The following is a 21,638-nucleotide window of genomic DNA, read 5'->3' on the forward strand; positions in this document are numbered from 1 at the left end:
GATCTTAACGGTCAGTGGGGCTGGCGGTCGGTCCTCACGTTTACAGCTGTCGCGGCCGGTGTGATCGGTGCCGTCGCATGCGGGGCTACGGTTGTATGTGGTGTCGCGGTGGGCATAGCGGCCGGTGCCGCGGCTTATGCGGCGGAGAACGCGGGAACCAGCGACTGGAGCTGGATGGGCTTCGGTGTTTTTGCGGTAGTTGGCGGTGCGTTAGGCGCGGCCACTGGAGGGGGGCAGGCGCTACGTGTTGCTCGGAATACAAAACCCGCTGTCTGGGATGGCTGGCGAGCGGGGATATCTAAAGGTCGAATAATAGGACGCAATGCTCACGGTGCTAGGCAATTTAAAGTGCACTATGATGTGGATGTTCATCCGTTCAAGGTCTTCGGTAACAGATCTCACTGGCAGGTAGACACATGGAGGAAAGGTGTGAAGGGGCGCCCAAAGAGTCGTCGACTTCCTTTCATCAGGCTGTGGCGCAATTCATGAGACGCTCAAAGATTCCGCGGTGGCAACTAGAGAGGCGGGTCGAGGACGAGCTGTCAGATCTCTCTGGCATCTCATTTGAAGAAGTGCAAAAATTTCTTGAGCCAACGTACTGCGAGAGTTTGATCGGAGATGCGCCAATTCGTATTAAGACATACGCATTCTATGAGGATGATAAATATCCAGATCGCTTGATGGTCTGGGTGAACGTGGATGCTGGTGGCCTCGGTTGGTTCCGTCCAGCCAGTGGATTTATATATGTTGATCGATCTGGATCGTCCCCGGCTGCGTAGAGGGTTTGATCTTCGATTTTGCTGAAGGTAATTTCTGGGTAGCAGATAGGTGGGAGGTTGACTGTGTCCATGGTCTATTCGGTCTGCCGGTAAGTGTCTGCTCTGATGTGGCGACGATGCCTCCGTCCGAGATGATCGGGTCGGGGGCATCGTCATGTCCATGGGCCTCTCTCCTTCCGTATCGAGACGGACCCGGCCGGCTCGGTGACCTTGTTAGGGAGCCAGCCGGGTGTTGGGTGGCAACCGACGAGCTGGGGTACCCGCGCATCGCGCGGCGATGGGGATAGGAAGCGATCACGCGAGGTGCGTGCCCCAGCCCCGCGACGCCGCGTCCCCTGTTGCCGGTCGTTCTTAGAGAGCATTTCGTTCATTTTTGCGATGGTTCAGTCGGATTTCTGGCGGTGGTGAGGCGGGGCAGAGTCGAACCGTCCCGCGTCAGAGCCGCCTCAGGCGGTGCAGACGACGGCGAGGTGAGTCGATGCCCCACCTCGCCGTTCCTAAATCCCGATAATTGCCGTGTACGGCACCCGACAAATTTCTCCTATCTGGACGAGATGCTCTCTTAGAGCGCCCGAGGATAGGACTGTCCGGCTCGCGGCTCCCCGCATCCCGCCCGGCCGCGTTGTCCTCAGTCGGCGCCCAACACCAGGGCGCCTTCCTCCTCCGCCTTGCCGGATCGGGCGCGGATGAGCCGCTCGCTGATCGAACGCCCTATCCTCGGGCGCTCTTAGCCGGTGAGGAGGGTGATGCTGCGACCGGCGGGGCTGGTGGTGGACAGCCCCCCTGGCTGGCGACAAGCCGGATGCTTGACCGCCACGGGCCGGAACAGAACAAGATCCGTACTGTGGAGGTGTCGCCGAAATGAACACGATGATGCCGGATTAACTATCTGATGCTATGTTCCGGCGGCATATGTTCACCTTCGGTTCGGGGCGTACGTCGCTCGTGCGGGGGATGCGCCTGCGCTGAGGCCAGCGGTCAGCTCCGCGGCTGGGATGTGGTCGGCTGCCGACCCGCGTATAAGGCCCGGTACGGTGCGTGGAAAGCTCGACGGATACGGGCGGCGCAGGAGATCCGGGGGCTGATGGTCATATGGGGAACGGGCAGGACACGACGTCGGCACCGGAGCGGGACTTCGTCCTTTCCTATGCCCCGGCTGACCGCGCATGGGCGGAGTGGATCGCCTACCAGTTGGAAGACGAAGACGTCGGCTACCGGGTGCTGCTCCAGGCATGGGATGGCGTGCCCGGGTCGAACTGGGTAGCTGTCATAGACTGGGCCGTCACCCATGCCCGACGGACCATCGTTCTGTTGTCCCGCGCTTACCTGTCTTCCGTGTCCGAGCAGGCGGAATGGCAGGCAGCCCGGGCCGATGATCCACTCGGCTTTGACCGCAAACTCCTGCCGATTCGCTTGGAAGACTGTCCGCTGCCGGGGCTGCTCGGCCAGATTAAGCCGATCGACCTGGTCGGTCACACCGACGAGGACGTCTGCCGACGCGTCCTCCTCGACGGGATCACCATGGCGATTAAGGGACGAGGGAAGCCCGCAGAGCCGTCTCCCTTCCCCCCGAGCCGTGCCAGTTCCCCGCCGTCGGGCGCGTCTGAGAAGCCGCCTCCGCCTTTCCCCGGCGCGACCGCGGCACCAGGTTCGTCCTTACCACACCTACCGCGGGAGGACAACAACAGCCTCCCATTAGTGGCGGCCGGCTCGTCGTCCCTGTCCGGTCAGCCGGATATGGATAACCCCGCATCGTTCCTTCCGGGGGTGCGGCCGTGGATACGGGCGCACCGGTTGCCGCTGGGCGCATCCGGGGCCGTCGTGTTTCTGGCGTTTTTGGCGTTGCTGGCCTGGCGGCTCTGGCCGTCCAGCCCCAGTTCGCCCGATGGCTGTCAGCCGTGGCCAGGCGTCGCGGTGACCAAGGCCGACGACGGGGAGTGCGTCGGCTACAGCACGGGTGGATTCACCTTCGGCGTGGGTGACGATCCGTCGGTCGTCCGGCTCCGGGATATCCAAGAAAAAATCTTCGAGCAGAACAGGTGTGCGGACGAACTCGATAAGCGGCCTGGGGGAGAACGGCGGCGCTCTGTCACACTGGTGTACTTCGGCTCTCTCACCCGGAGGCCCGCATCGACGCCGGGAACGGGCTGGGCCGATCCCCAGATGGCGGAGATGCTGGCGCTGCTGACCTGGCAGCGCCAGCTGAACCAGTTCGGGAATACCGGTCCGTGCGTGGGAGCGAAGGATGATCCGTCCCGTTATCGCATTGCGTTGCGTGTTGTGATCGCAAACGGTGGCGAGGCGATGGGACAGGCAGCCATGGTCACCCAGAAATACATAGTTCCCCTCGCCGCAACTCCGGGGGAGCGGGTCATCGGGGTCATTGGTATGGACCGCAGTACACCGGTCACCCTTGAGGCAATCAGGACGTTGGGGATGGAAAACATTCCCGTGATCGCCCATGGCCTTTCTGCCGATGGCGTTGACCGGCAGTCGGAGAGATACTTCCAGATGGTGCCCGCGAACAGGCGCGACGCGCAGCTTGTAGCGCTGTATGCCTGGCGGAACAACAAGAAAAGAATCACGGTCTACTACCCCGGTGAGCCTGGAGAAAATGGTGCGGTGCCGCGTCCAGACGACGATGACACGTATGTTTCGACACTGGTGAAGGACATCGACGAGGAGGTGCCGAAGGTCGCCGCGCGGTTGAAGATCGGTCTCTCGGTCGACCGGCGGGGCTGGGACAAGAACCTGAACATGTCACCCGGCCGGGGTGCCGCTTCCGGTCCGGACATCAGCGCTCAGCTGGAAAGTGAGTTTCAGAAGAGGTGCACGACCCAGCGGCCGGATGATCTGATTTTCTATACCGGTAGACAGGAACAGTTCGGCGAGTTCCTCAAAGGAATGGCGGAGTGTATCGGCGAGAAGAACATTCTTCTGCTCGCCGACGGCACTGTCGGCAGGTTTGTTCTTGAATACGCTGGAAAGAATATCTACAACGTGCCGATACGATATATTTCCAGGGCGGCGCCCGTGGTTCTCGCCGGGAAGAAGTGCCTGACGAACGAGCTGATGGCAGGCGATCTGGAGTTTCTCCACGATGCTCAGCAGAGCGCGCGCTTTCTCGATTTCTGCCGACGGCTCGATGCCACCTACCGTGCCACCGGTATGTCGTCTTCAGCCAGTACATGGCCGGATGAGCGCGTCGGGCTGGTGTATGACTCCGTTCAAGTATTCCTTGACTCCGTGAACAAGCTTGACCCGGCCGAGGGCATCAGTTGGATGAAGATCGTTGGGTATATTCGCGGTGGTGTCTTTGATGGAGTCACCGGCCGGGTGGACTTCCGGACGTCCCGGGTCGCGACCGACAAGGCGCTGACGGTCCTACGGGTGGATCTGTCCAGCGCCACGCTCCCCACCCCGTCGGGGTCGGTCCCGGCCTCTCCGGACACGTTGGAAGCCGCCGATGACCAGACCTGCAAATTCGTCCTCCGGGGCCCTGATGAGGGACCCGATCCACAGCCAATGGACTGCTGGAACCACCCGTTGAGCCCTATACGCGCCCCCTCGCCCGCCAGCTCTGGAGAAAGCAGCCATTAGCGACCGGCAACAGAGGACGCGGCATCGCCGGGGTTATCCGGGATTGGGGCATGCACCTCGCCGCATCGCTTCCCAACCATCGTCGCGCGATGCACGGGTACCCCGGCTCGTCGGTCGTCACCCACCACCTCCGGTGACTCCGTGCGTCGCCTCGCGACGCACGCACCCAACCTCGCTCCTTGATCCACGCCCCTGTTGCCGTGCGCTTTTCATGGCCGTCAAGGCCAACCGCGTTTTCGTGATTCTGTTTGAGCTGGCGGGCAGCGTTGCCTGGCTGGGGCGGTCAGGGCGGTCAGGGCGGTCAGGGCGGTCAGGCCGGTCAGCGGTTGTCGGCGATTATCCGTCCGGCGGCGATGGTGAGGGTGACCAGGTCCGCGCTCAGCGTCCGCAGCGCGGCCGGGCCGGGTTCGGCGAGCAGGCAGAGGTCCGCCGGAGCGCCGGGGATGACCCGTCGCGCCGGCCCGCCGGGGCTGGCGGGATCGCCGAGGTACAGGGCAAGGGCGGCGGCGGGGTCAACCGTTTCACCTGGTCCGATCAGGTTTCCCGCCGCCGTGCGCCGGGTCACCGCGGCACGCATCGACCGCCACGGGTCCGGATCGCCGAACGGGGCATCCGTGCCCGCGGCGACCGCGACCCCGGCGCGCTGTAATCCCGCGCAGCGGTACAGCCACGGGAGGTCCTCGCCGTCGACCTCGTTGAGGTACTCGTCGCCGCGCTCGGTGATGAAGTGCGGCTGGGTGACGACGGTCAGGCCACGCTCGACGAGCTGATCCACCAGATCCGGTGGGATGACGGCGCCATGCTCGATGCGGTCCCCCGGGTGAGCGGTCCCAGCTTCCTCGGCGTCGGCCTCGGTGTCGACGTCGGCGCCGGCGTTGAGGACGTTGAGGACGGTGAGGGTAAGGACGAGCGCGGCGCGGGTCACGCAGTGCACCGCCACCGCCCGCCCGGCGGCCCGTGCGGCACGCAGCTTGGCGACGAGCGTGTCGAACTCGACCGGTTCACCTTCGTCAATCACGATCTTCACCGGCCCCAGCCGGATGCGTGGGTGCTCCAGCGGCGTGAGCTCGGGGCCGCCGGTCAGGGTCAGCTGTTGCGGGAGGTCACCGCGGGTCACCGCGGCGGCGAGCAGCTCAGCCTCGGCCGGCCCGGTGCCGGCGGTGGCGTCCGTCACGCCGGTGACGCCGAACGCGGCGAGCTGCCGTCCGACGGCGCTGAGATCCGGAGCCGGCGCGGGGGGGAGCCGTTCGCGCAGCCAGCCGTCCAGCCGGAACAGTCGGCCGTCGGGACGTCCAGCCGGGCCGCGCCCGGCTCCGGGCGGCGCGCTGACGGCAGCACCTGCTTGATCGTCAAGGCCGGCCGCGGCGAGGGCAGCCGAGTTGAGCATCCACAACGCCCCGGAGCGGTGCTGTACCCGCACGGGGACATCCGCGACCATCGTGTCGAGATCATCCCTGGTCAGCGGACCGGCAACACTGTCGTGGTAACCGACGCCGCGGACCCAGCCCCCTCGCCGGGTCCGCGCCGCGGCCGAGCGCAGGGCCGCGGCGAGTGCCGCCCGGTCGCGTACGGCCGGCGGGCCACAGAGCACCGAGCCGTGCGCGGCGGCCAGGGCCAGCAGGTGGATATGATGATCATGAAGGCCGGGAAGGAGAATGCCGCCCCGGGCGTCCACGACGTACTCGCCGGGCAGGCGGGACAGCTCCGGGCCGACGGCGACGATCCGGTCACCGCCGATCCGTACCGATGTTGTCCAGCCCCGCCCGTCGACCCGCGCGTTGATGATCAGAATTCGGTCGTCGTGGCCGGTTGTCATCAGGCGAGCTCCGCGAGGACGCGCGCGGTGTCCGCGCCCAGCTCCGGCGCGGTACCGGCCGGCATCCGGTGGCGGGGCGGCAGGACCGGCCGCCGGCAGCCGCTGGCCGCCACGAACCACCCGCTGGGGTTGTCTTCGTCCTGATCGGAGCCGGGCGACCATCGGGCGGCCGGGTCGCGCCGGGGGAGCCTCGGGCGGGTCCCGAGCAGCGAACCCGCCGCCTCGCGCAGGGCGATGTCGACATGGTGGCCGCCGCCGCCGACCACGCACGCGAGTGCCGCGACCGCCGCGTACAGGCCGGTCACCGGGTCGGCGATCGCGTCGGCGAGGAACATCGGCGTCCCGTCCGGCCCGACCGCGACCAGGCCGGCGGCGGCCGCCGCATCATCACCGAAGGCCACCCGCTGGCACCACGGTCCGGTCCGGCCGTAGCCGGTTATGCTCACCCAGGTCAGCGCGGGATGGCGGGCGAGCAGGCCGGCCGGGTCGATGCCCAGCTGGGCCAGGGCCCGCGGCCGGGACGCCTCGATCACCACGTCGGCCCGCAGCATCAGGCGGACGAGGGCGGCCCGGCCGTCAGGCGTGCGCAGGTCGAGCGCGACACTTTCGTGGCCGGCGTGCAGGAGGTCGAAGAAAGCCCGCGGCCCGGACCGCGCTCCGTCCGGCCGCCGGGTGCTCTCGACCTTTATCACCCGGGCGCCGGCGAGTCCCAACAGGTGCGCGCACAACGGTCCGGCCCACAGCGACGACAGGTCGACGACGAGGATCGGTCTCGTCGGTGGGAGGGGTCGGTGGCCCGTCCCGGTCGGGGTGCTGTCGGTCGATGCGCTGGAGATTGGTATGCCGTCGAGGAGGAACGGCGCGAACGGGAAGCGCTGGCCGCGCGCGGCGGCCTGGTCGTCCTGGGCCGCGTCCTTCGGCTGGGCGGCCGCGGCCACCGGCAGGCCGAGCAGCTGCCCCTGCTCGACCACATCGTGAGTGGGTAACCGGGCGAGCGCGACCGTGACCGCATCCCACAGCCCCACCGGATGGTCGTCCCGGTCGTGATCCTTCCCGGCGATCGACAGCCAGGCCGGCAGCAGCTCACGGTCGGAGCTGCGGGCCAGGTTGACCGCGACCCAGCCGTCCCGGGTGGGGAGCAGGCGGGCGGCACCGCCGGCGGACCGCCGGCCACCGCGGGTCAGCCGGCTGATCGCGGCCCGTTCGCCGAGCAGCGCCCCCGCGTCCACCTCGACGCGCCGGCCGCGTGCCGCCGCGAGCAGCCGGAACACGGCCATCGCACCGTCGAGGCGCGGCACGACCGGCAGCTCGGGCGCGAGCGGAGCGCCGCCCGCCGGGCCTGTCAACGCCATCGCGCCCGATCGCGCCCAGGTCAGAGCCGGTGGCAGCTCGACCATAGGGTCGAGCACGGCTATGGGGCCGAGCGCGGCCATGACGGCCGGGCGCGCGGCAGGGGCCGCGGTTGTGCCCAACCGTGGGATCGCCGCGCCGAGGCCGCGCAACAGCTCGACAGCTGCGGCCAGCGCGGGGGAGCCGACCCGGGCTCCGCCCGCATCCACCGTGCCGGCGGGTGGATCATCCGAGGTGAGGACGGTCATCCCGGACAGGGGCAGGCTCACCATCCCACCTCCCTGCCTCCCATGGTGATGTCGGCCTGGACCGGTGCTAGGAGCAAGGTCGTCTCAGTTCGTTCCTCGGTGGCTACCCGCTACCGTTTGCCCGTGCCGATCCCACCTGTCGCCCAGGCAGCATCTGCCACACCGGTACCGTCGGTCGACCGGTTCCCGGTCGGCGTGCTGCCGATCGATGTGGCAGCTGATCTTGTGGATGCGGCGTCCCCGGCTGATCTTGTCGACGTCCTCGGTGGTGTGCCACTGCTGGCCGTCGACCTGACGATGGCCCCGGCCCCGACGATGGCCCCGGTGACGGCGACGGACCTGCCGACGGCGACGGACCTGCCGACAGGTTCGGTAATGGCTCGGGCCGGCGTGGTGACCGCGGCGCTGGATCGGCTCGCCCAGGCCCGCCCGCCGATCGTCATCGTAGGGGTGGTCGCCGGGGGCTGCCCGCCTACCGGCCTCGCCGTGGGAGCGCCGGACATCCTGCTCACGGCCGGTACGGGTGAGATCGCGAAAGCCGGTGCGCGAGCGGGGACACCCGGCGCGGTCGACGTGGACGACCTCGCGGACGCGCTGGCGCGGCTCGTCCGCCAGGTGCGTGCGCACCCGCTCGCCGCGGTCGCTCTCGTCGGTCTGCTGCGGTTGACCGCGACGCTCGCTCCGCTGGACGGGCTGGTGGCCGAGTCGTTGGCGTACTCGACCCTGCTTGCCGGCCCGGAGTTCACGGCCTGGCTCGCGGGCCGCGGCCCGATGCGCCACCGCGACAGTGCCGAGCCGATGCGGGTACGCCGGGCCGGCGGTCAGCTTCGCCTCACGCTGAACCGGCCCGAGGTCCGCAACGCCTACGACACCGCGACCCGCGACGCGCTCGTCGCCGCGCTGCGGGCGGCACGGTCCGATGGGGACATCACCGAGGTCCTGCTCGACGCGGCCGGGCCGGCCTTCTCCAGCGGCGGTGACCTCAGCCAGTTCGGTACGGCGCCCGACCCCGCGACCGCGCACGTCATCCGGGTCGCTGCCGGCGCGGCGGCTGAGCTCGTCCGGTTTCCCGGCCGGGTCACGGCCCACGTCCATGGGGCGTGCGTCGGCGCGGGCGTCGAGCTGCCCGCTTTTGCCGATCATGTGGTCGCCGCCCGGGACGCGGTCTTCCGACTCCCGGAAGTCGGTATGGGGCTGGTGCCCGGCGCGGGCGGCACCGTGAGCATCACCCGCCGGATCGGGCCCGCCCGGACGGCATGGCTTGCGCTGACCGGTGAGCCGTGCGACGTGGTGACCGCTGTCCGCTGGGGGCTTGTCGACGATTGTGCTGGCTGATGGGATCGATTGATCAATAACTGATCCGGGATTTCGGTGGGTGCGGTCAGACGGTTTCACGTCTACTATGTGGACGTCCTACTATCCGTTGTCCAACTACCGACGGCGGAGCGAGCCTGCCGTGGGGCCCGGGGGGTCACAGGGATGAACACAGCCGACCGGTCAGCCCCGCGCGTGCCCAAGCACCCGGTGCGCATCGTCACCGCCGCGTCGCTGTTCGACGGGCATGACGCGGCGATCAACATCATGCGCAGGCTCCTGTGCTCCCAGGGTGTCGAGGTGATCCACCTCGGCCATGACCGTGGCGTCGACGAGCTCGTCACGGCCGCGGTCCAGGAGGACGCGAGCGGGGTGGCGCTGTCGTCCTACCAGGGTGGACATATCGAGTACTTCACCTATCTGGTGGAGCGGCTGCGTGAGCGCGGCGCCGGCCACGTGCGGGTGTACGGCGGGGGAGGGGGCGTCATCGTCCCCGCGGAGATCGCCCTGTTGCATGCCCGCGGTGTCGCCCGGATCTTCTCACCCGAGGACGGGCAGCGCCTCGGCCTCCTCGGAATGATCAATATGATTGTCGCCGGCTGTGACGTCGATCTGGCCGAACAGCCCCCGCCGCTGCCCGCGGTCCTCGCCGGTGAGCAGGCCGCGCTCGCTCGGGCGATCACCGTGCTCCAGGCCGGCCGTTCGCCCGAACTCGCGGCCGAGCTCCGGGCGGCGGCGCGCACCGAGGTTCCCGTCCTCGGCATCACCGGGACGGGCGGGTCCGGGAAGTCCTCCCTCACCGACGAGCTGCTGCGCCGCTTCCGCGTGGACCAGCAGGACAAACTGCGTATCGCCGTTATCGCGGTCGACCCGACCCGTCGCCGCGGCGGCGGCGCGCTGCTCGGCGACCGCATCCGGATGAACGTGCTCGGTGACGCCGACGGCGGGGCCAATATCTTCTTCCGCTCCCTGGCGACCCGGGGGGCCGGCGGCGAACTGCCCGAACACATCGGCGATGTGATCGCCGCCTGCCGGTCCGCCGGCTACGACCTGGTCGTCGTCGAGACACCGGGCATCGGCCAGGGGGACGCCGGGATCGTCGACCTCGTCGACGTCGCCCTTTACGTGATGACACCCGAGTACGGTGCCGCCTCCCAGCTTGAGAAGATCGACATGCTCGACTTCGCGGACGTCGTGGCGATCAACAAGTTCGAGCGGCCGGGCGCTGAGGACGCCCGCCGGGACGTCGCCCGCCAGCTGGTGCGCAACCGGGAGGCGTTCGGTGTCCCCTGGACGGACATGCCCGTCTTCGGGACCAGCGCGGCCAGGTTCAACGATGACGGCGTCACCGCGCTCTACCAGCACCTGACCGGGCTGCTCGCGGCCAGGGGGCTACCGCTCGCCGCCGGGGCACTGCCCACGGTGACAGTCAGGGCCTCCTCGGGGCTGGCGACGGTGGTCCCGCGCGGCCGGGTCCGCTACCTGGCCGAGGTGGCCGAGACCGTCCGCGCCTACCACCTGCACAGCGCCCGGCAGGCCGAGGCGGCGCGCCGACGCCAGCATCTGATCACCGCCCGGCGCGAGCTCGCCGCCGCCGGCCACGATCACAGCGCGCTCGACGCCCTCATCGACGGCGCCGAGAAGGCGCTGGACCCCGCCATCGGTGCGGAGCTGGCGAACTGGCCGGCCACGGTGGCGGAGTACTCCGGTCAGGAACTCGTCTACACAGTGCGCGGAAAGGACATCCACACGCCGTTGCGCCGGGTCACCCTGTCGGGCACGTCCATACCGCGGGTGGCGCTGCCCCGGATGGACGACCACGGTGAGCTCGTCCGCTTCCTGCGGGCGGAGAACCTGCCCGGCCGATTCCCGTTCACCGCCGGTGTGTTCCCGTTCAAGCGGGCCGGTGAGGCGCCGGCCCGGATGTTCGCCGGTGAGGGTGACCCGTTCCGGACGAACCGCCGGTTCCACTTGCTGTCCCGGGGGTCGCAGGCCACCCGGTTGTCCACGGCGTTCGACTCGGTCACGCTTTACGGCCGCGACCCGGCGGCGCGTCCCGACATCTACGGCAAGGTCGGCACCTCCGGGGTCTCGATCGCGACCCTGGACGACATGGCGGAGCTCTACGCGGGCTTTGACCTGTGCGCACCGACGACGAGCGTCTCCATGACGATCAACGGCCCGGCACCGGCGATACTGGCGATGTTCCTCAACGTGGCCGTGGACCAGCGCCTGGCGGCGTTCCGGGCCGAACAGGGCCGTGAGCCCAGCGCCGAGGAGGCCGCGGGCATCCGGGCGCGGGCGCTGGCGACCGTGCGGGGCACCGTGCAGGCGGACATCCTCAAGGAGGACCAGGGCCAGAACACCTGCATCTTCTCCACCGAGTTCGCCCTGCGTGCCATGGCCGACATGCAGGAGTGGTTCATCGCCCACGGCGTCCGCAACTTCTATTCAGTGTCGATTTCCGGTTACCATATCGCGGAGGCCGGCGCGAACCCCATCAGCCAGCTCGCCTTCACCCTCGCCAACGGTTTCACGTATGTCGAGGCGTACCTCGCGCGCGGAATGGCCATCGACGACTTCGCGCCGAACCTGTCGTTCTTTTTCTCCAACGGGCTGGACGCGGAGTACACCGTCCTCGGCCGGGTCGCCCGGCGGATCTGGGCGGTGGCGATGCGCGAGCGCTATGGAGCGTCGCAACGATCGCAGCTGCTCAAATACCACGTGCAGACATCCGGCCGTTCCCTGCACGCGCAGGAGATGGACTTCAACGACATCCGGACGACGTTGCAGGCCCTGTGCGCCATCTACGACAACTGCAACAGCCTGCACACCAACGCCTATGACGAGGCGGTGACCACCCCGACCGAGCATTCCGTCCGCCGGGCACTGGCCATCCAGATGATTATCGACAACGAATGGGGGCTGGCGGGCAACGAGAACCCGTTGCAGGGCTCCTACATCGTCGACGAGCTCACCGACCTCGTAGAGGAGGCGGTACTGGCCGAATTCGAGCGGATCTCCGAGCGCGGCGGTGTGCTCGGCGCGATGGAAACCGGCTATCAGCGCGGCCGCATCCAGGACGAGTCCATGCTGTATGAACAGCGCAAGCATGACGGCACATTGCCCATCATCGGGGTGAACACCTTTCTCGCCCCTGCCCCCGACGCGGATGCCGGCACCGGCCGCGGCGACAATCCGCGCGGCCCGGTAGAACTCGCGCGCGCCACCGAGGATGAGAAGCGCTCCCAGCTCGCCCGGCTCGCGGACTTCTCCGCCCGCCACGCCGAGGAGGCGCCGGCGGCGTTGCGCCGGCTGCGCGTGGCTGCCGCGACCGGCCAGAATATCTTCGACGTGCTCATGGACGCGGTCCGCTGTTGCTCGCTCGGTCAGATCAGCGATGCCTTCTTCGAGGTCGGTGGCCGGTATCGTCGTAACGTCTGATTCCCGTGCAGGGACCAACCGCGCCTGAGGTGTCCGTGTCCTCTCCGAAACCGTTGCCGTTCGACCCCATCGAGGAGGCGCGTCGGCAATGGACAGCGCACGGATGGGCGCAGACCGCCGACAGCATGGCCGCGGTCACGTCCGTGATGCGTGCGCAGCAGATCATCCTGGCCCGGGTGGACGAGGTGCTGCGTCCGTTTGAGTTGACCTTCGCTCGTTACGAACTGCTGATGTTGCTGCTGTTCAGCCGGGCCGGGTCCTTGCCCATGAGCAAGGTCGGCAACCGCCTACAGGTGCATCCGACCAGCGTGACGAGTGCGGTCGACCGGCTCGCGGCGCAGGGGTTCGTCCGGCGCATCCCGCATCCGACAGACCGGCGGGCGACCCTGGCGGAGATCACGGCGGCGGGGCGCGACGTCGCGGCGGCGGCGACCGACCGGCTCAACGAGAGCGTCTTCGCCAGCCCGGATCTGTCCCCTGGCCAGATCACGTCGCTCGTTGACATCCTGAGGGAGTTCCGCGGCCGCGCCGGTGACTTCTGACTTCTGCCGGCTGATGGCTTTCACAACCGTCACAGTTCGATAAGCTGACGGCCCGCATTCTGGCACTGTTGATATCTGGCTGCGTGGTTCATCCATCACAGATGTCGGTAGGGCTGGTGTGTCACTCCTGATGTGTCACTCCTGATGACGGTACAAACGCAGATTCCATCGATCGGCTCAACCCGTGGATGTTCGTCACATCGGCGATTCCCAGCACTGTGAAGCGAGTGGGTGCGCCGGTGCGACACAACAGGCCGTCACCGCACCGATGCGCACACCGCGGTGGCGGCCGATCTGGCTGAACGCACCCCTGCAGGAGGTCGCCAATGGTCATCCCAGCACAGGGGGCCGGCCGGCTCCCGACGGCCGCACGCGGGCCGGGCCGGAGTACACCGTCCTGGCCCGCCACCTCGACACCGTGGTCAGTGGGCAGACAGAGGCTGCTGGCTTATTTCGACGACCTCGTCCTGCGGGCGGCCAAGACCGGACGCGGGGGCGGATACCTGCTCAGCGGTGAACGCGGTATTGGCAAGAGCCATCTGGCCAGGATTTTCACCCACCGGGCCGAGCAGAAGGGGATGGTTACCTTCCGCGGTCGTTGTGTGCCCGGCGGATCTCCCCTGCGATCCCTGCGGGAATCCCTACTGCGGGTGGGCAGCAAATTACCAGACGCCGTCGAATGCGAGCAGCGTACTCCCGCGGAGGTGGTGGCAGAGCAGCTTATTGTGCGGTGGACGAGCAGGCCGGGGGAACCGGCCGCGCTCGTGGTCGTAGAGGACCTGCACCACGCCGATCCCCGTACCCAGGAGGTGCTGTTCTATATTTCCGACCACCTCGATGAGGTTCCGTTAATACTGGTAGGCACCGCGCAATCACCAGCACGGCTCGAATGGCCGATGGTCGAGGAGATCTGCGGCAACCTGAACTACCTCGACGGGATCATCCCCCCGCTGGCTCCCGCTGAGGTCGAGGAACTGGTCCGCCATCGCATCCCCGCCCCGGACCCACAGGTCATCGACTTCCTGCGCCGCTGGAGCGACGGCGTTCCACTCCACCTGCTTGACCTGCTCGACTGTGTCCACGACCTCGCCACCGCCATCACCACCAGCGGTGATGCCATCGCCACCGGTGGCGACGTCACCGCGATGGCCACCGTCAGCGACCTGTTCACCGCGCAGGTTCCCCGTCCGCTCGCCAGCCGGCTCCTGCTGCGGATGGCCGGACTGGACGATCACGATCGCCACGTATTGCGGGTGATGAGCTTGTTGGGCCCCACGTTCGGAGCCGAAGCCGTGGAGAAGATCACCCGGCTTCCCGCCGGCATGACCGAACGCTCCATCAACCGGCTTGTTGAGCTGGATATCGTGCAGGCGTGTCCGCTCGCGGACCGGGACGGTTTCGGGTTTCGGCACGCGCTCGTCGGCGAGGTGATCCGGCGCACGATGCCCCCCGACCAGGTGCGCTCGCTGGGCCGCGCGGTGGCCGAGGTTCTCCGTGACCAGGCGCGGCACGAGGCGGAGACCGATCTGTCGCTGGCACGGCGGAAACTCCAGCGCGCCGCGGCGATCCTGGCTCCGGGTTCGCCGGAGCACACCGAGGTCCTGACGGAGCAGCTCGACATCGTGTCCCGTATCGGCGACGCCGGGGCCGAACGGGCGCTGCTGTCCTTTCTGCGCCCCAGCGTGCAGGCGCACGGCACCAGCGCCGGTCCGGGACGTTGCGGGCCCGGCGGGCTGGTGGACAGCATGGACCAGGTACGGGTCCTGCTCCGGGCGGCAGCCACCGCGCTGACGCTGGCCGATGACCTGACGGCGCGACGGCTGGCCCTGCGCGCGCTGCGAGCCGCTCTGGATCTCGCGCTGCCCGCTCTGGTCTGCGAGGCACTGGACGTGCTGGGCTGTGCCGCTGAACGGCACGACATCGCCGCGACGCGACGGGCGTACACCAGGCTGGCCAGGGTTGCGGTCCTACACCGGATGACCTACTGGGACATCCATGCCAGGGCGGGCACTGCCGTCGTGCGGATGCTCATCACGGCCGACACCCACGAGCTGCGAACCGTGCGGGAGCTGGCGGACCGGACGGGGCTGCGGGCGTTGACGACACGGCTGGAGATCAGGCTCGCGCAGGCCCTCCTGCTGTCCGGCAACGGCGACGAGGCGAAGGTATGGGCTGAATCGGCCGGACTCGAAGCACGGCGGCTGTCCCTGCCCCACTTACTCGGGCAGGCGCAGGGACTGCTGCGCCTGGTGAGAATAGCCGAATCAGAGTGCGCTGGCGCGGAGCGCGGCATGGACGGCGACCACACGCTCGTGGATGCGATGGAGGCGCTGGTCGCGAACAACATGGTGGCCCTGGCCAGGGCGCTCGACGCGCGGGCCGAGGCGGGCGTGTTCCCCGAGGCCCACGTTCCCTTCTGCTGGTCGGGGCTGCGGCGGCTCGCCCATGCTCTCGAGGGGACCGCCGCGCCGGCCGACCCGCTGCTGTCCACGGCCGACCGTGGCCTCGGCGCGTTCGGCCTGGCCGTCGTGACGGGGCGTGCGGGGGACCGCGCGCAAGCCGAGCTGTGGGCCGCGGAGGCGGTCCGGCTGCTGCGCGGTTTCGACTGGTGCAGGCAGCAGGGCCAGCTCGCGGTGGCGGAGGCGGCCGCCGACGCCGGTTGGGGGGCTCCGGCAGAGTGGCTGCAGGAGGCGATCGCCTACTTTGGCTCCTGCGGACACCTTCGGCTGGTCCAGCAGGCACGTCAGTCGTTGCGCCGCATCGGTGCCCCGGTCCCGCGGAGGGGCAGAGGCGCGGCCACCGTGCCCTATGCCCTGGCAAGGGTCGGCGTGACCACCCGGGAGATGGATGTGCTGGAGCTGGTCGCGCGTGGATTATCCAATCAGTCGGTTGCGGACCGGTTGGTGTTATCCACGCGCACCGTCGAGTCCCATCTGCGGAATCTGCTGACCAAGACCGGTTGCCAGAACCGCGCTGACCTGGCCCGCTTCCGTCATGCCGGCACGGACCTGCCCGTGACGGAGCCGTCAGGCACGACGAACATGAACGGCCCGTTGAATGGGACGGCGGTCCAGAGCAGCGACGTGGCCTGACGCGACGGCCGCACGCCGTCCGGGCGGCTGGTGGTCGCCGCCGGAAGTTCGCCCAGGCTCCGCCGGCGCCAGCCGGCGCCTCGCGTCATCGCTCCCCGCACATCGCTTCGCGATGCACGGGTACCCCGGCTTGTCGGCCCCGGTAGAACACCGCTACCGGGGCCTGGGCCGCCTCGCGACGCATCCGTCTGGGCACCCGACGTACCCCGACGACTCCCGGCGGCGACCGCTAGGGCTTCGTCCCGACGGCGACCAGGGCGAAGCGGGGCAGGACGCACCGCCATTGCGACGGGCCCAGCCGCTCGACGACGCATTCACCGACATGGTCTCCCCTGCCGTTTCCCCTGCCGTCGAACCGGAATATCTGGCGGGCGAGTTCGAACGCCATCATCGAGGCGCCCTCGGGCCCATGAGCCGCCACCAGCTTGTCCAGCCCGTACATCCGCACCAGGTAGTGGCCCAGCGCGGCCTGTGCCGCCCGTTCCGAGGCAGCGGTCACCACGATCGGGTCGAACATCCAGTTCGTCGTCACCGTGCGGAAACCGGAGCGCACAAGATACTCCCGCATCTGCTCAGTGGTGAAGTGCGCATAGCGGTGACCGGTCGCGGACTGTTTGTCCACGACATCCAGGAACCAGGCCGCCACGGGCGACCCGTCGGCAAAGTCGTGCAGCACGAACCTGCCCCCGGGCCGCAGCACTCGCCACGCCTCGTCGGCCACGTCCTGTCGCTCCGGCTCCGGTATGTGGTGGCTGCCGTATGCGAGGAGCACACCGTCGACGCTTCCCGAGCGGAATACCTGCCGCTGGGCACGCTGCCGGACCGCCGGAACACCCGCCGCCCACGCACGGGCGACCATGAACGAGGCCGCGTCACAGGTGACGACCGTCGCGTCGGGCATGTCGGGACGCAGACAGACCCGGTGGAGCAGCCCATCGCCGCCCAGCAGGTCCACAATGACCGGCCGATCGCCGCCCGCTGGGCCGATCACCAGGGCCATGAGGTGCCGGATACCGATGATCCGCGCCTGCGGGTGTGCCTGTTGGGCGTCGACGTAGCTTTCGCCTCGGCCGCCATGCCTCGCGGAACCGAAGTCGTCACGCTCCCCATCAGCGGCCAGGCCGAGGGCGCGTTCCTCGTCGATCAGCGCGTACACGTGCGGCCAGGTCTCTCGTAACGCCCGGAGCTGGGATCGCTGGTCCCCCGGGTCAGCCCGAGGCAGAGCATGCCCCGTCATCTCCTGCCTCGGGACCGCGTGGGCGGGCCGATGTACCGTGCGGGCCGATTCCCCGGTGATGGCATCCTGCCCCGTCATGCCCGGCCTCCCCGCGCGGAGGCGCCGAGGCGGTGGTAACCGTTGGCGGCTCGGGCCTCGGACAGCGGTATGCCTGCCCGCACCGCGGCGAGTACCCGGCCCTCCAGATCATCGATCCGGCGGATCTCGGTGGCGAGGGCGTCGACCATCCCGGCCGGGGCAACGACGATTCCCGATTCGTCCGCACACACCCAGTCTCCTGGAGCGACGGAGGTGCCCCGTACGGTGACCGGCTCCTGCATAGCAGCCAGTCTGACCCGGCCGCGCCCGGACATGACGCAGGTGGCCGCGGCCCAGATCGAGTAGCCGATCTCGGCGCTGCCCGCGACGTCCCGGCAGGCTCCATCGATCACCGTGCCCGCGACGCCGCGCGCATGGGCAACTGTGGTGACCAGGTCGCCCCACACCGAGCACCAGTCACGGCCCGCATTGTCGATCACGATGACGGCCCCGGCGGGCACGTCGTCGACGAAGTCGCCGATGCTGCCCGGCGAATCCGCGGACACGACTTCATAGCGCAGAGTGAAAGCGGGCCCCACGACCAGCCCGCTTCCGGTCAGCCGACGCAGACCGGTCACCGCGCCGTCACGATGGAGGGCGTCCATCGCGTCGGCGATCGTCGAACAGGTAACGGTGTCGTTCAGGCTCCATAGCAGGGAGCCGCTGACGTCTTTGGGTGAATTCGGGTATGACACCTCGTCTACATCCACGGTTCGGACAGTGCTTCGTCGTGGCCGTCCCAGACAAGGTTCCGGCGCCAAACCCAGGGCGCCGGGCAGGATCTCGGCAGCCGGGGGCCGGCGGCGGCATCGCGTGTCGTGGACACCATCCGTTAATTCGGTGTCATCTGGCCTTAACTCCGACGTGGACACGGATGTCCGCCCAGGACGGTGCTACTAGCGTCTCCGTTGTTGCCGCGGTGATCATCGCCGTTGGCCGTCTGACAGCGGAGGGCATCCGGGTGACTCGACGACGCCGAATCGCGTACCTTTGTCTTACGGTCCCACACGACGACCTTCCCGATGTGGAGGCCGCCTTCGCCCGGCACGACACGGATGTGGAGATCGTCAAGCTTGCCGATGCGGATCAGATCAACTGGAGCGGCATCGACCTGCTGAGCCTGCGCATGCTGCGCTATTTCCATCTGGAGCCGGATCTGATCCCGCGTATCGACGCGCTCTGCGCGCGGGTGCGGGCGAACGCCCCTGGCGGCCTTCCGGTGGTCAACCCGCCCGGACTCGTGGCCAGGGGGCTGGACAAGTTCGACTATCTGCCCAGGCTCGCCGACGCTGGGGTCCCTGTCGTGCCGACTGAGTGGGTGTCCCGGGGGACGCCGGTCACCCTCCACGCCATCCTGGAGCGGACCGGGTGGCGGCGCGCCGTGGTCAAGCCGACGCTGTCGGCTCGCGGCTGGAACGCCTTCCGGGTGACCCGGGCCGAAACCCCGACTGATGACCCCGACCCCACCGCGGACCATCCACACTTCACGTTGCCCGATGCTTCCGACGCGGTGGCTGGGAGCAACGCCGAGCGCCGGTTCGCCGAGCTGACCGCGATGACGACAGTGAGCGTGCAGCCCTTCGTCGATGAGATCACCACTCGCGGCGAGACATCCTTCGTCTTCATCGGCGGACGGTACAGCCATGCGATCGCCAAGTCGGTTGCCGAGAACGGCTGGATTGCGCACGAGTCCTTCGGCGGCGTCAACAAGCGTCTCGAGGCCACACCCGCACACATCGCCTGGGCCGAGGAGCTGCATAGCCTGCTGTGCTCATGGTTCGAGCAGCTGCGGTACGCACGGATCGACACGCTGCCCGCCCCGGACGGCAGCCTGCAGCTATTGGAATGCGAGTTGGTGGCCCCCCGGCTGTTCCTGCGTGAGGGCGGTGCGTTGGACCGCTATGCCCGCAGCATGCTCGGGGTCGCCGCGACAGCCTGAACCGCAACAGCCTGAACCGCAACAGGCATGACCTGAGGAGAGCGGCACATGGACAGCCTTGCGCACCCGGCGACGACGGAAGTGACGCGTACCGAGGTTGTAGTGGTGGGAGCGGGCATGGTCGGGCTGCTCGCCGCGCTGGGACTGGCGAAACGCGGGATGGACGTGACGGTCATCGATGACGTGGTCAACCAAAAACCCAGCTACAAGGTGGGCGAGTCGTTCCTGGTCTCCACCGGAGTTCCCCGTATCATCGGTGATCTTGATGACTTCCTCAACGACGATTGTTTCGTCAAGCTGGGTGTCTGGTTTACCTATGGGGCCCACGGCCAGCGGGAGTTCCGGCCCAAGTCGGAATGGGTCGTCGCCGCAATGTCGGAGTTCACGCTGCGGGAGATGCATGACGACTTCCGTGACCACTACTTATATAAGATCGCAAAAAACAAGCTCGCGTTCCGCGCGCTAGTGGTCGACCAGCAGATCTGCCGGCCCGACACGGAAGAGCTGCTGCGCAAGTCCGTGCACAGCAGGCACAATATCCGCTTCCTGGACGCCGCCCGGGTGACCGGCGTCGAGATCGCGGGGACCGGCACCGACGCGCATCTGGTGACCTGGGCCGACCACTCCGCGAAGACACAGGGCAGCGTCCACGCCAACTGGGTCATCGACTGTTCCGGCCGGACCAGGATGTTAGCGAGCAAGCTGGGTCACCGCGCCGAATCACGGGTGCTCAACGACGGCTTCCAGACCACAGCTCTGTGGGGGCAGTTCGCCGGCATCACCGACGAGATGTTCGAACCGGTGTGGCGGTACACCACCGCGGACGGCACCTCCACCCGCAGAGACCTGTACACCCTGCACCTGTGGGGCGACGGCCACTGGATCTGGGTGATCCGGCTCTCGGGAGGCCGGGTGAGCGTCGGCATCACCTACGACCAGAAAAAGCCGCCGAAGAAAGGCGGCCCCAAGGACCAGTTCTTCGCGGCGCTGGCCGAATACCCGGTCTTCGACGGAGTGCTCAGCCGGGAGAACCTGCTCGAGTTCCGTATGTACCGCAACGTGCAACACGTGACGGACACCTTCGTCCACCCCAGGCGGTACGCGATACTCGGCGACGCGTCCTCGATTATCGATGCCTACTACAGCCAGGGACTGGGCCAGTCCTGCCAGACCATGTGGCATGTCTCGAACATCATCGAGAAGGACCTCCGGCACGCCTGCCTCGACACCGGCTACATCGACCGGGTCAACAGGGCGACCTGTGAGGATTGGCTGACCATCAGGAGCTTCGTCCAGGAGAAGTACAGCGGCGCCATCGCCGACCCACGCTTCTTCCTGCTGTCACACATGCTCGACTGGGCGGTCATCTGGTCGACCGGGACAGCCCGGTACCGCTGGACGAACTGGCTGGCGGCGACCGGCGGTGACACCTCCAAGGAGGACGAGACCAGCAGGAAGGACCGGGAGTTCTGCGAGAACCGCCTGTTCTATTCGAGGGGACAGCTGGGGCACTGGACGACGGAACGGGCGTTCCGCCGTCGAGTGGAACGTTTTCAGGCCACGCTCGGCGAGCGGGCCCGGTGGCGGCTCGAGCACGGCATCATGGGCCCCAGCGTGTTCTGCCAGCTGTCGCTGACCCGTTGCCTGCCGAGTGGCACATGGCGGCTGCTTGGCAAGCCGAGCTCGGCGCGGGTGGAGATCTCCGGGCCGGACTTCGTCGCCCCAAGAAAGCTCCGCAAGCCGTGGGCGCGCTCGTGGGTCAACGCGCTGCCGCTGACCGCGTCACAGCGATTCTCACTCGTGCTGAAGGTACGCGCTCCCCTGCTCGCGACGCTGTTTCTCGCCTGCTACGCGCTGGACGCGGCCGACACCGCGCGGCTGAAGGCGCTGCACCGGCTCCGCGGCGGGCGCCGGCCAGCACGAACGGAGCCATGACGTCGAAAACCGGAGCTGATCGAGGTTGGCAACCGCAGCACGGCTTCATGCGTGGTCGGTACGTTATTCACGATCTGCGTTTGGATTTCCGCCTTAGTGGTCGGCGCTGGAAGTCCTTCGGGGGTTGTCGGATGTCAGGTGGATGCGTCGCGAGGCGGAGGAGGTCCCGGTAGCGGTGTTCTACCGGGGCCGACGACAACGAAGCGAGGCGCCGCCTGGCGCCGGCAGGCCCTGGATGAACTTCCGGCGCCGACCACTTAGAGC

The 21,638-nt window shown here is 68.1% G+C and carries 11 protein-coding genes; 7 read left to right on the forward strand and 4 right to left on the reverse strand.

Annotated features, from left to right (window positions below):
- Positions 1-1,871 precede the first annotated feature (1,871 nt).
- A complete protein-coding gene (locus tag MJ777_RS07840; protein WP_239374601.1) occupies positions 1,872-4,379 on the forward strand; it encodes a TIR domain-containing protein in 2,508 nt (835 codons plus the stop codon).
- Positions 4,380-4,698: 319 nt separating this feature from the next.
- Here MJ777_RS07840 and MJ777_RS07845 read toward each other — a convergent pair whose 3' ends face one another.
- Both MJ777_RS07845 and MJ777_RS07850 read right to left on the reverse strand, forming a co-directional pair.
- On the reverse strand, positions 4,699-6,195 hold the full coding sequence (locus tag MJ777_RS07845; protein ID WP_239374604.1) for an amidohydrolase family protein: 1,497 nt from the start codon (positions 6,193-6,195) through the stop codon (positions 4,699-4,701).
- Positions 6,195-7,817: a CoA transferase gene (locus MJ777_RS07850; protein WP_239374606.1), complete on the reverse strand. Its 1,623-nt coding sequence runs from the start codon at positions 7,815-7,817 to the stop codon at positions 6,195-6,197. Before MJ777_RS07850 ends, MJ777_RS07845 begins: the two co-directional genes overlap by 1 nt.
- A gap of 99 nt (positions 7,818-7,916) precedes the next feature.
- On the opposite strand from MJ777_RS07850, the gene MJ777_RS07855 reads away from it, so the two are divergent.
- The 4 genes from MJ777_RS07855 (at position 7,917) to MJ777_RS07870 (ending at position 16,185) form a co-directional block, all read left to right on the forward strand.
- On the forward strand, positions 7,917-9,128 hold the full coding sequence (locus tag MJ777_RS07855) for an enoyl-CoA hydratase/isomerase family protein (protein WP_239374609.1): 1,212 nt from the start codon (positions 7,917-7,919) through the stop codon (positions 9,126-9,128).
- A 144-nt stretch (positions 9,129-9,272) separates the two neighbouring features.
- Positions 9,273-12,551, forward strand: coding sequence for a fused isobutyryl-CoA mutase/GTPase IcmF (icmF, locus tag MJ777_RS07860; RefSeq protein WP_239374612.1), 3,279 nt, complete (start codon positions 9,273-9,275; stop codon positions 12,549-12,551).
- Between the two features lie 35 nt (positions 12,552-12,586).
- The gene (locus MJ777_RS07865; RefSeq protein WP_239308737.1) at positions 12,587-13,093 is read left to right on the forward strand and encodes a MarR family winged helix-turn-helix transcriptional regulator; all 507 of its coding nucleotides are present in this window, start codon (positions 12,587-12,589) and stop codon (positions 13,091-13,093) included.
- Positions 13,094-13,419: 326 nt separating this feature from the next.
- Entirely contained in the window at positions 13,420-16,185 is a 2,766-nt protein-coding gene (locus tag MJ777_RS07870) for a LuxR C-terminal-related transcriptional regulator (RefSeq protein WP_239374615.1), read from the forward strand.
- A gap of 229 nt (positions 16,186-16,414) precedes the next feature.
- On the opposite strand, the gene MJ777_RS07875 is transcribed toward MJ777_RS07870, so the two are convergent.
- Both MJ777_RS07875 and MJ777_RS07880 read right to left on the reverse strand, forming a co-directional pair.
- Complete coding sequence (locus MJ777_RS07875) at positions 16,415-17,500, reverse strand: class I SAM-dependent methyltransferase (protein WP_239308739.1); 1,086 nt, start codon at positions 17,498-17,500, stop codon at positions 16,415-16,417.
- Positions 17,497-18,195 carry an RraA family protein gene (locus tag MJ777_RS07880; RefSeq protein WP_239374618.1) on the reverse strand — a complete coding sequence of 233 codons (699 nt, stop codon included), beginning with the start codon at positions 18,193-18,195 and terminating at the stop codon, positions 17,497-17,499. The genes MJ777_RS07875 and MJ777_RS07880 overlap by 4 nt, the downstream gene beginning before the upstream one ends.
- Before the next feature lie 179 nt (positions 18,196-18,374).
- Here MJ777_RS07880 and MJ777_RS07885 point away from each other — a divergent pair, with 179 nt between their 5' ends.
- Both MJ777_RS07885 and MJ777_RS07890 read left to right on the forward strand, forming a co-directional pair.
- The gene (locus MJ777_RS07885; protein ID WP_239374621.1) at positions 18,375-19,439 is read left to right on the forward strand and encodes a RimK family alpha-L-glutamate ligase; all 1,065 of its coding nucleotides are present in this window, start codon (positions 18,375-18,377) and stop codon (positions 19,437-19,439) included.
- Between the two features lie 48 nt (positions 19,440-19,487).
- Positions 19,488-21,374, forward strand: coding sequence for an NAD(P)/FAD-dependent oxidoreductase (locus MJ777_RS07890; RefSeq protein WP_239374624.1), 1,887 nt, complete (start codon positions 19,488-19,490; stop codon positions 21,372-21,374).
- Positions 21,375-21,638: the final 264 nt, after the last annotated feature.

Source organism: Protofrankia sp. Cj5, assembly GCF_917627405.1.
In the GTDB taxonomy this organism is placed as follows: domain Bacteria; phylum Actinomycetota; class Actinomycetes; order Frankiales; family Frankiaceae; genus Protofrankia.

Bases quoted from the DNA above. Each gene is read 5' to 3' on its own strand.
- MJ777_RS07840 (WP_239374601.1), top strand. From the start codon at position 1,872: ATGGGGAACGGGCAGGACACGACGTCGGCACCGGAGCGGGACTTCGTC.
- MJ777_RS07845 (WP_239374604.1), bottom strand. From the start codon at position 6,195: ATGACAACCGGCCACGACGACCGAATTCTGATCATCAACGCGCGGGTC.
- MJ777_RS07850 (WP_239374606.1), bottom strand. From the start codon at position 7,817: ATGGTGAGCCTGCCCCTGTCCGGGATGACCGTCCTCACCTCGGATGAT.
- icmF (WP_239374612.1), top strand. From the start codon at position 9,273: ATGAACACAGCCGACCGGTCAGCCCCGCGCGTGCCCAAGCACCCGGTG.
- MJ777_RS07870 (WP_239374615.1), top strand. From the start codon at position 13,420: ATGGTCATCCCAGCACAGGGGGCCGGCCGGCTCCCGACGGCCGCACGC.
- MJ777_RS07875 (WP_239308739.1), bottom strand. From the start codon at position 17,500: ATGACGGGGCAGGATGCCATCACCGGGGAATCGGCCCGCACGGTACAT.
- MJ777_RS07885 (WP_239374621.1), top strand. From the start codon at position 18,375: ATGTCCGCCCAGGACGGTGCTACTAGCGTCTCCGTTGTTGCCGCGGTG.
- MJ777_RS07890 (WP_239374624.1), top strand. From the start codon at position 19,488: ATGGACAGCCTTGCGCACCCGGCGACGACGGAAGTGACGCGTACCGAG.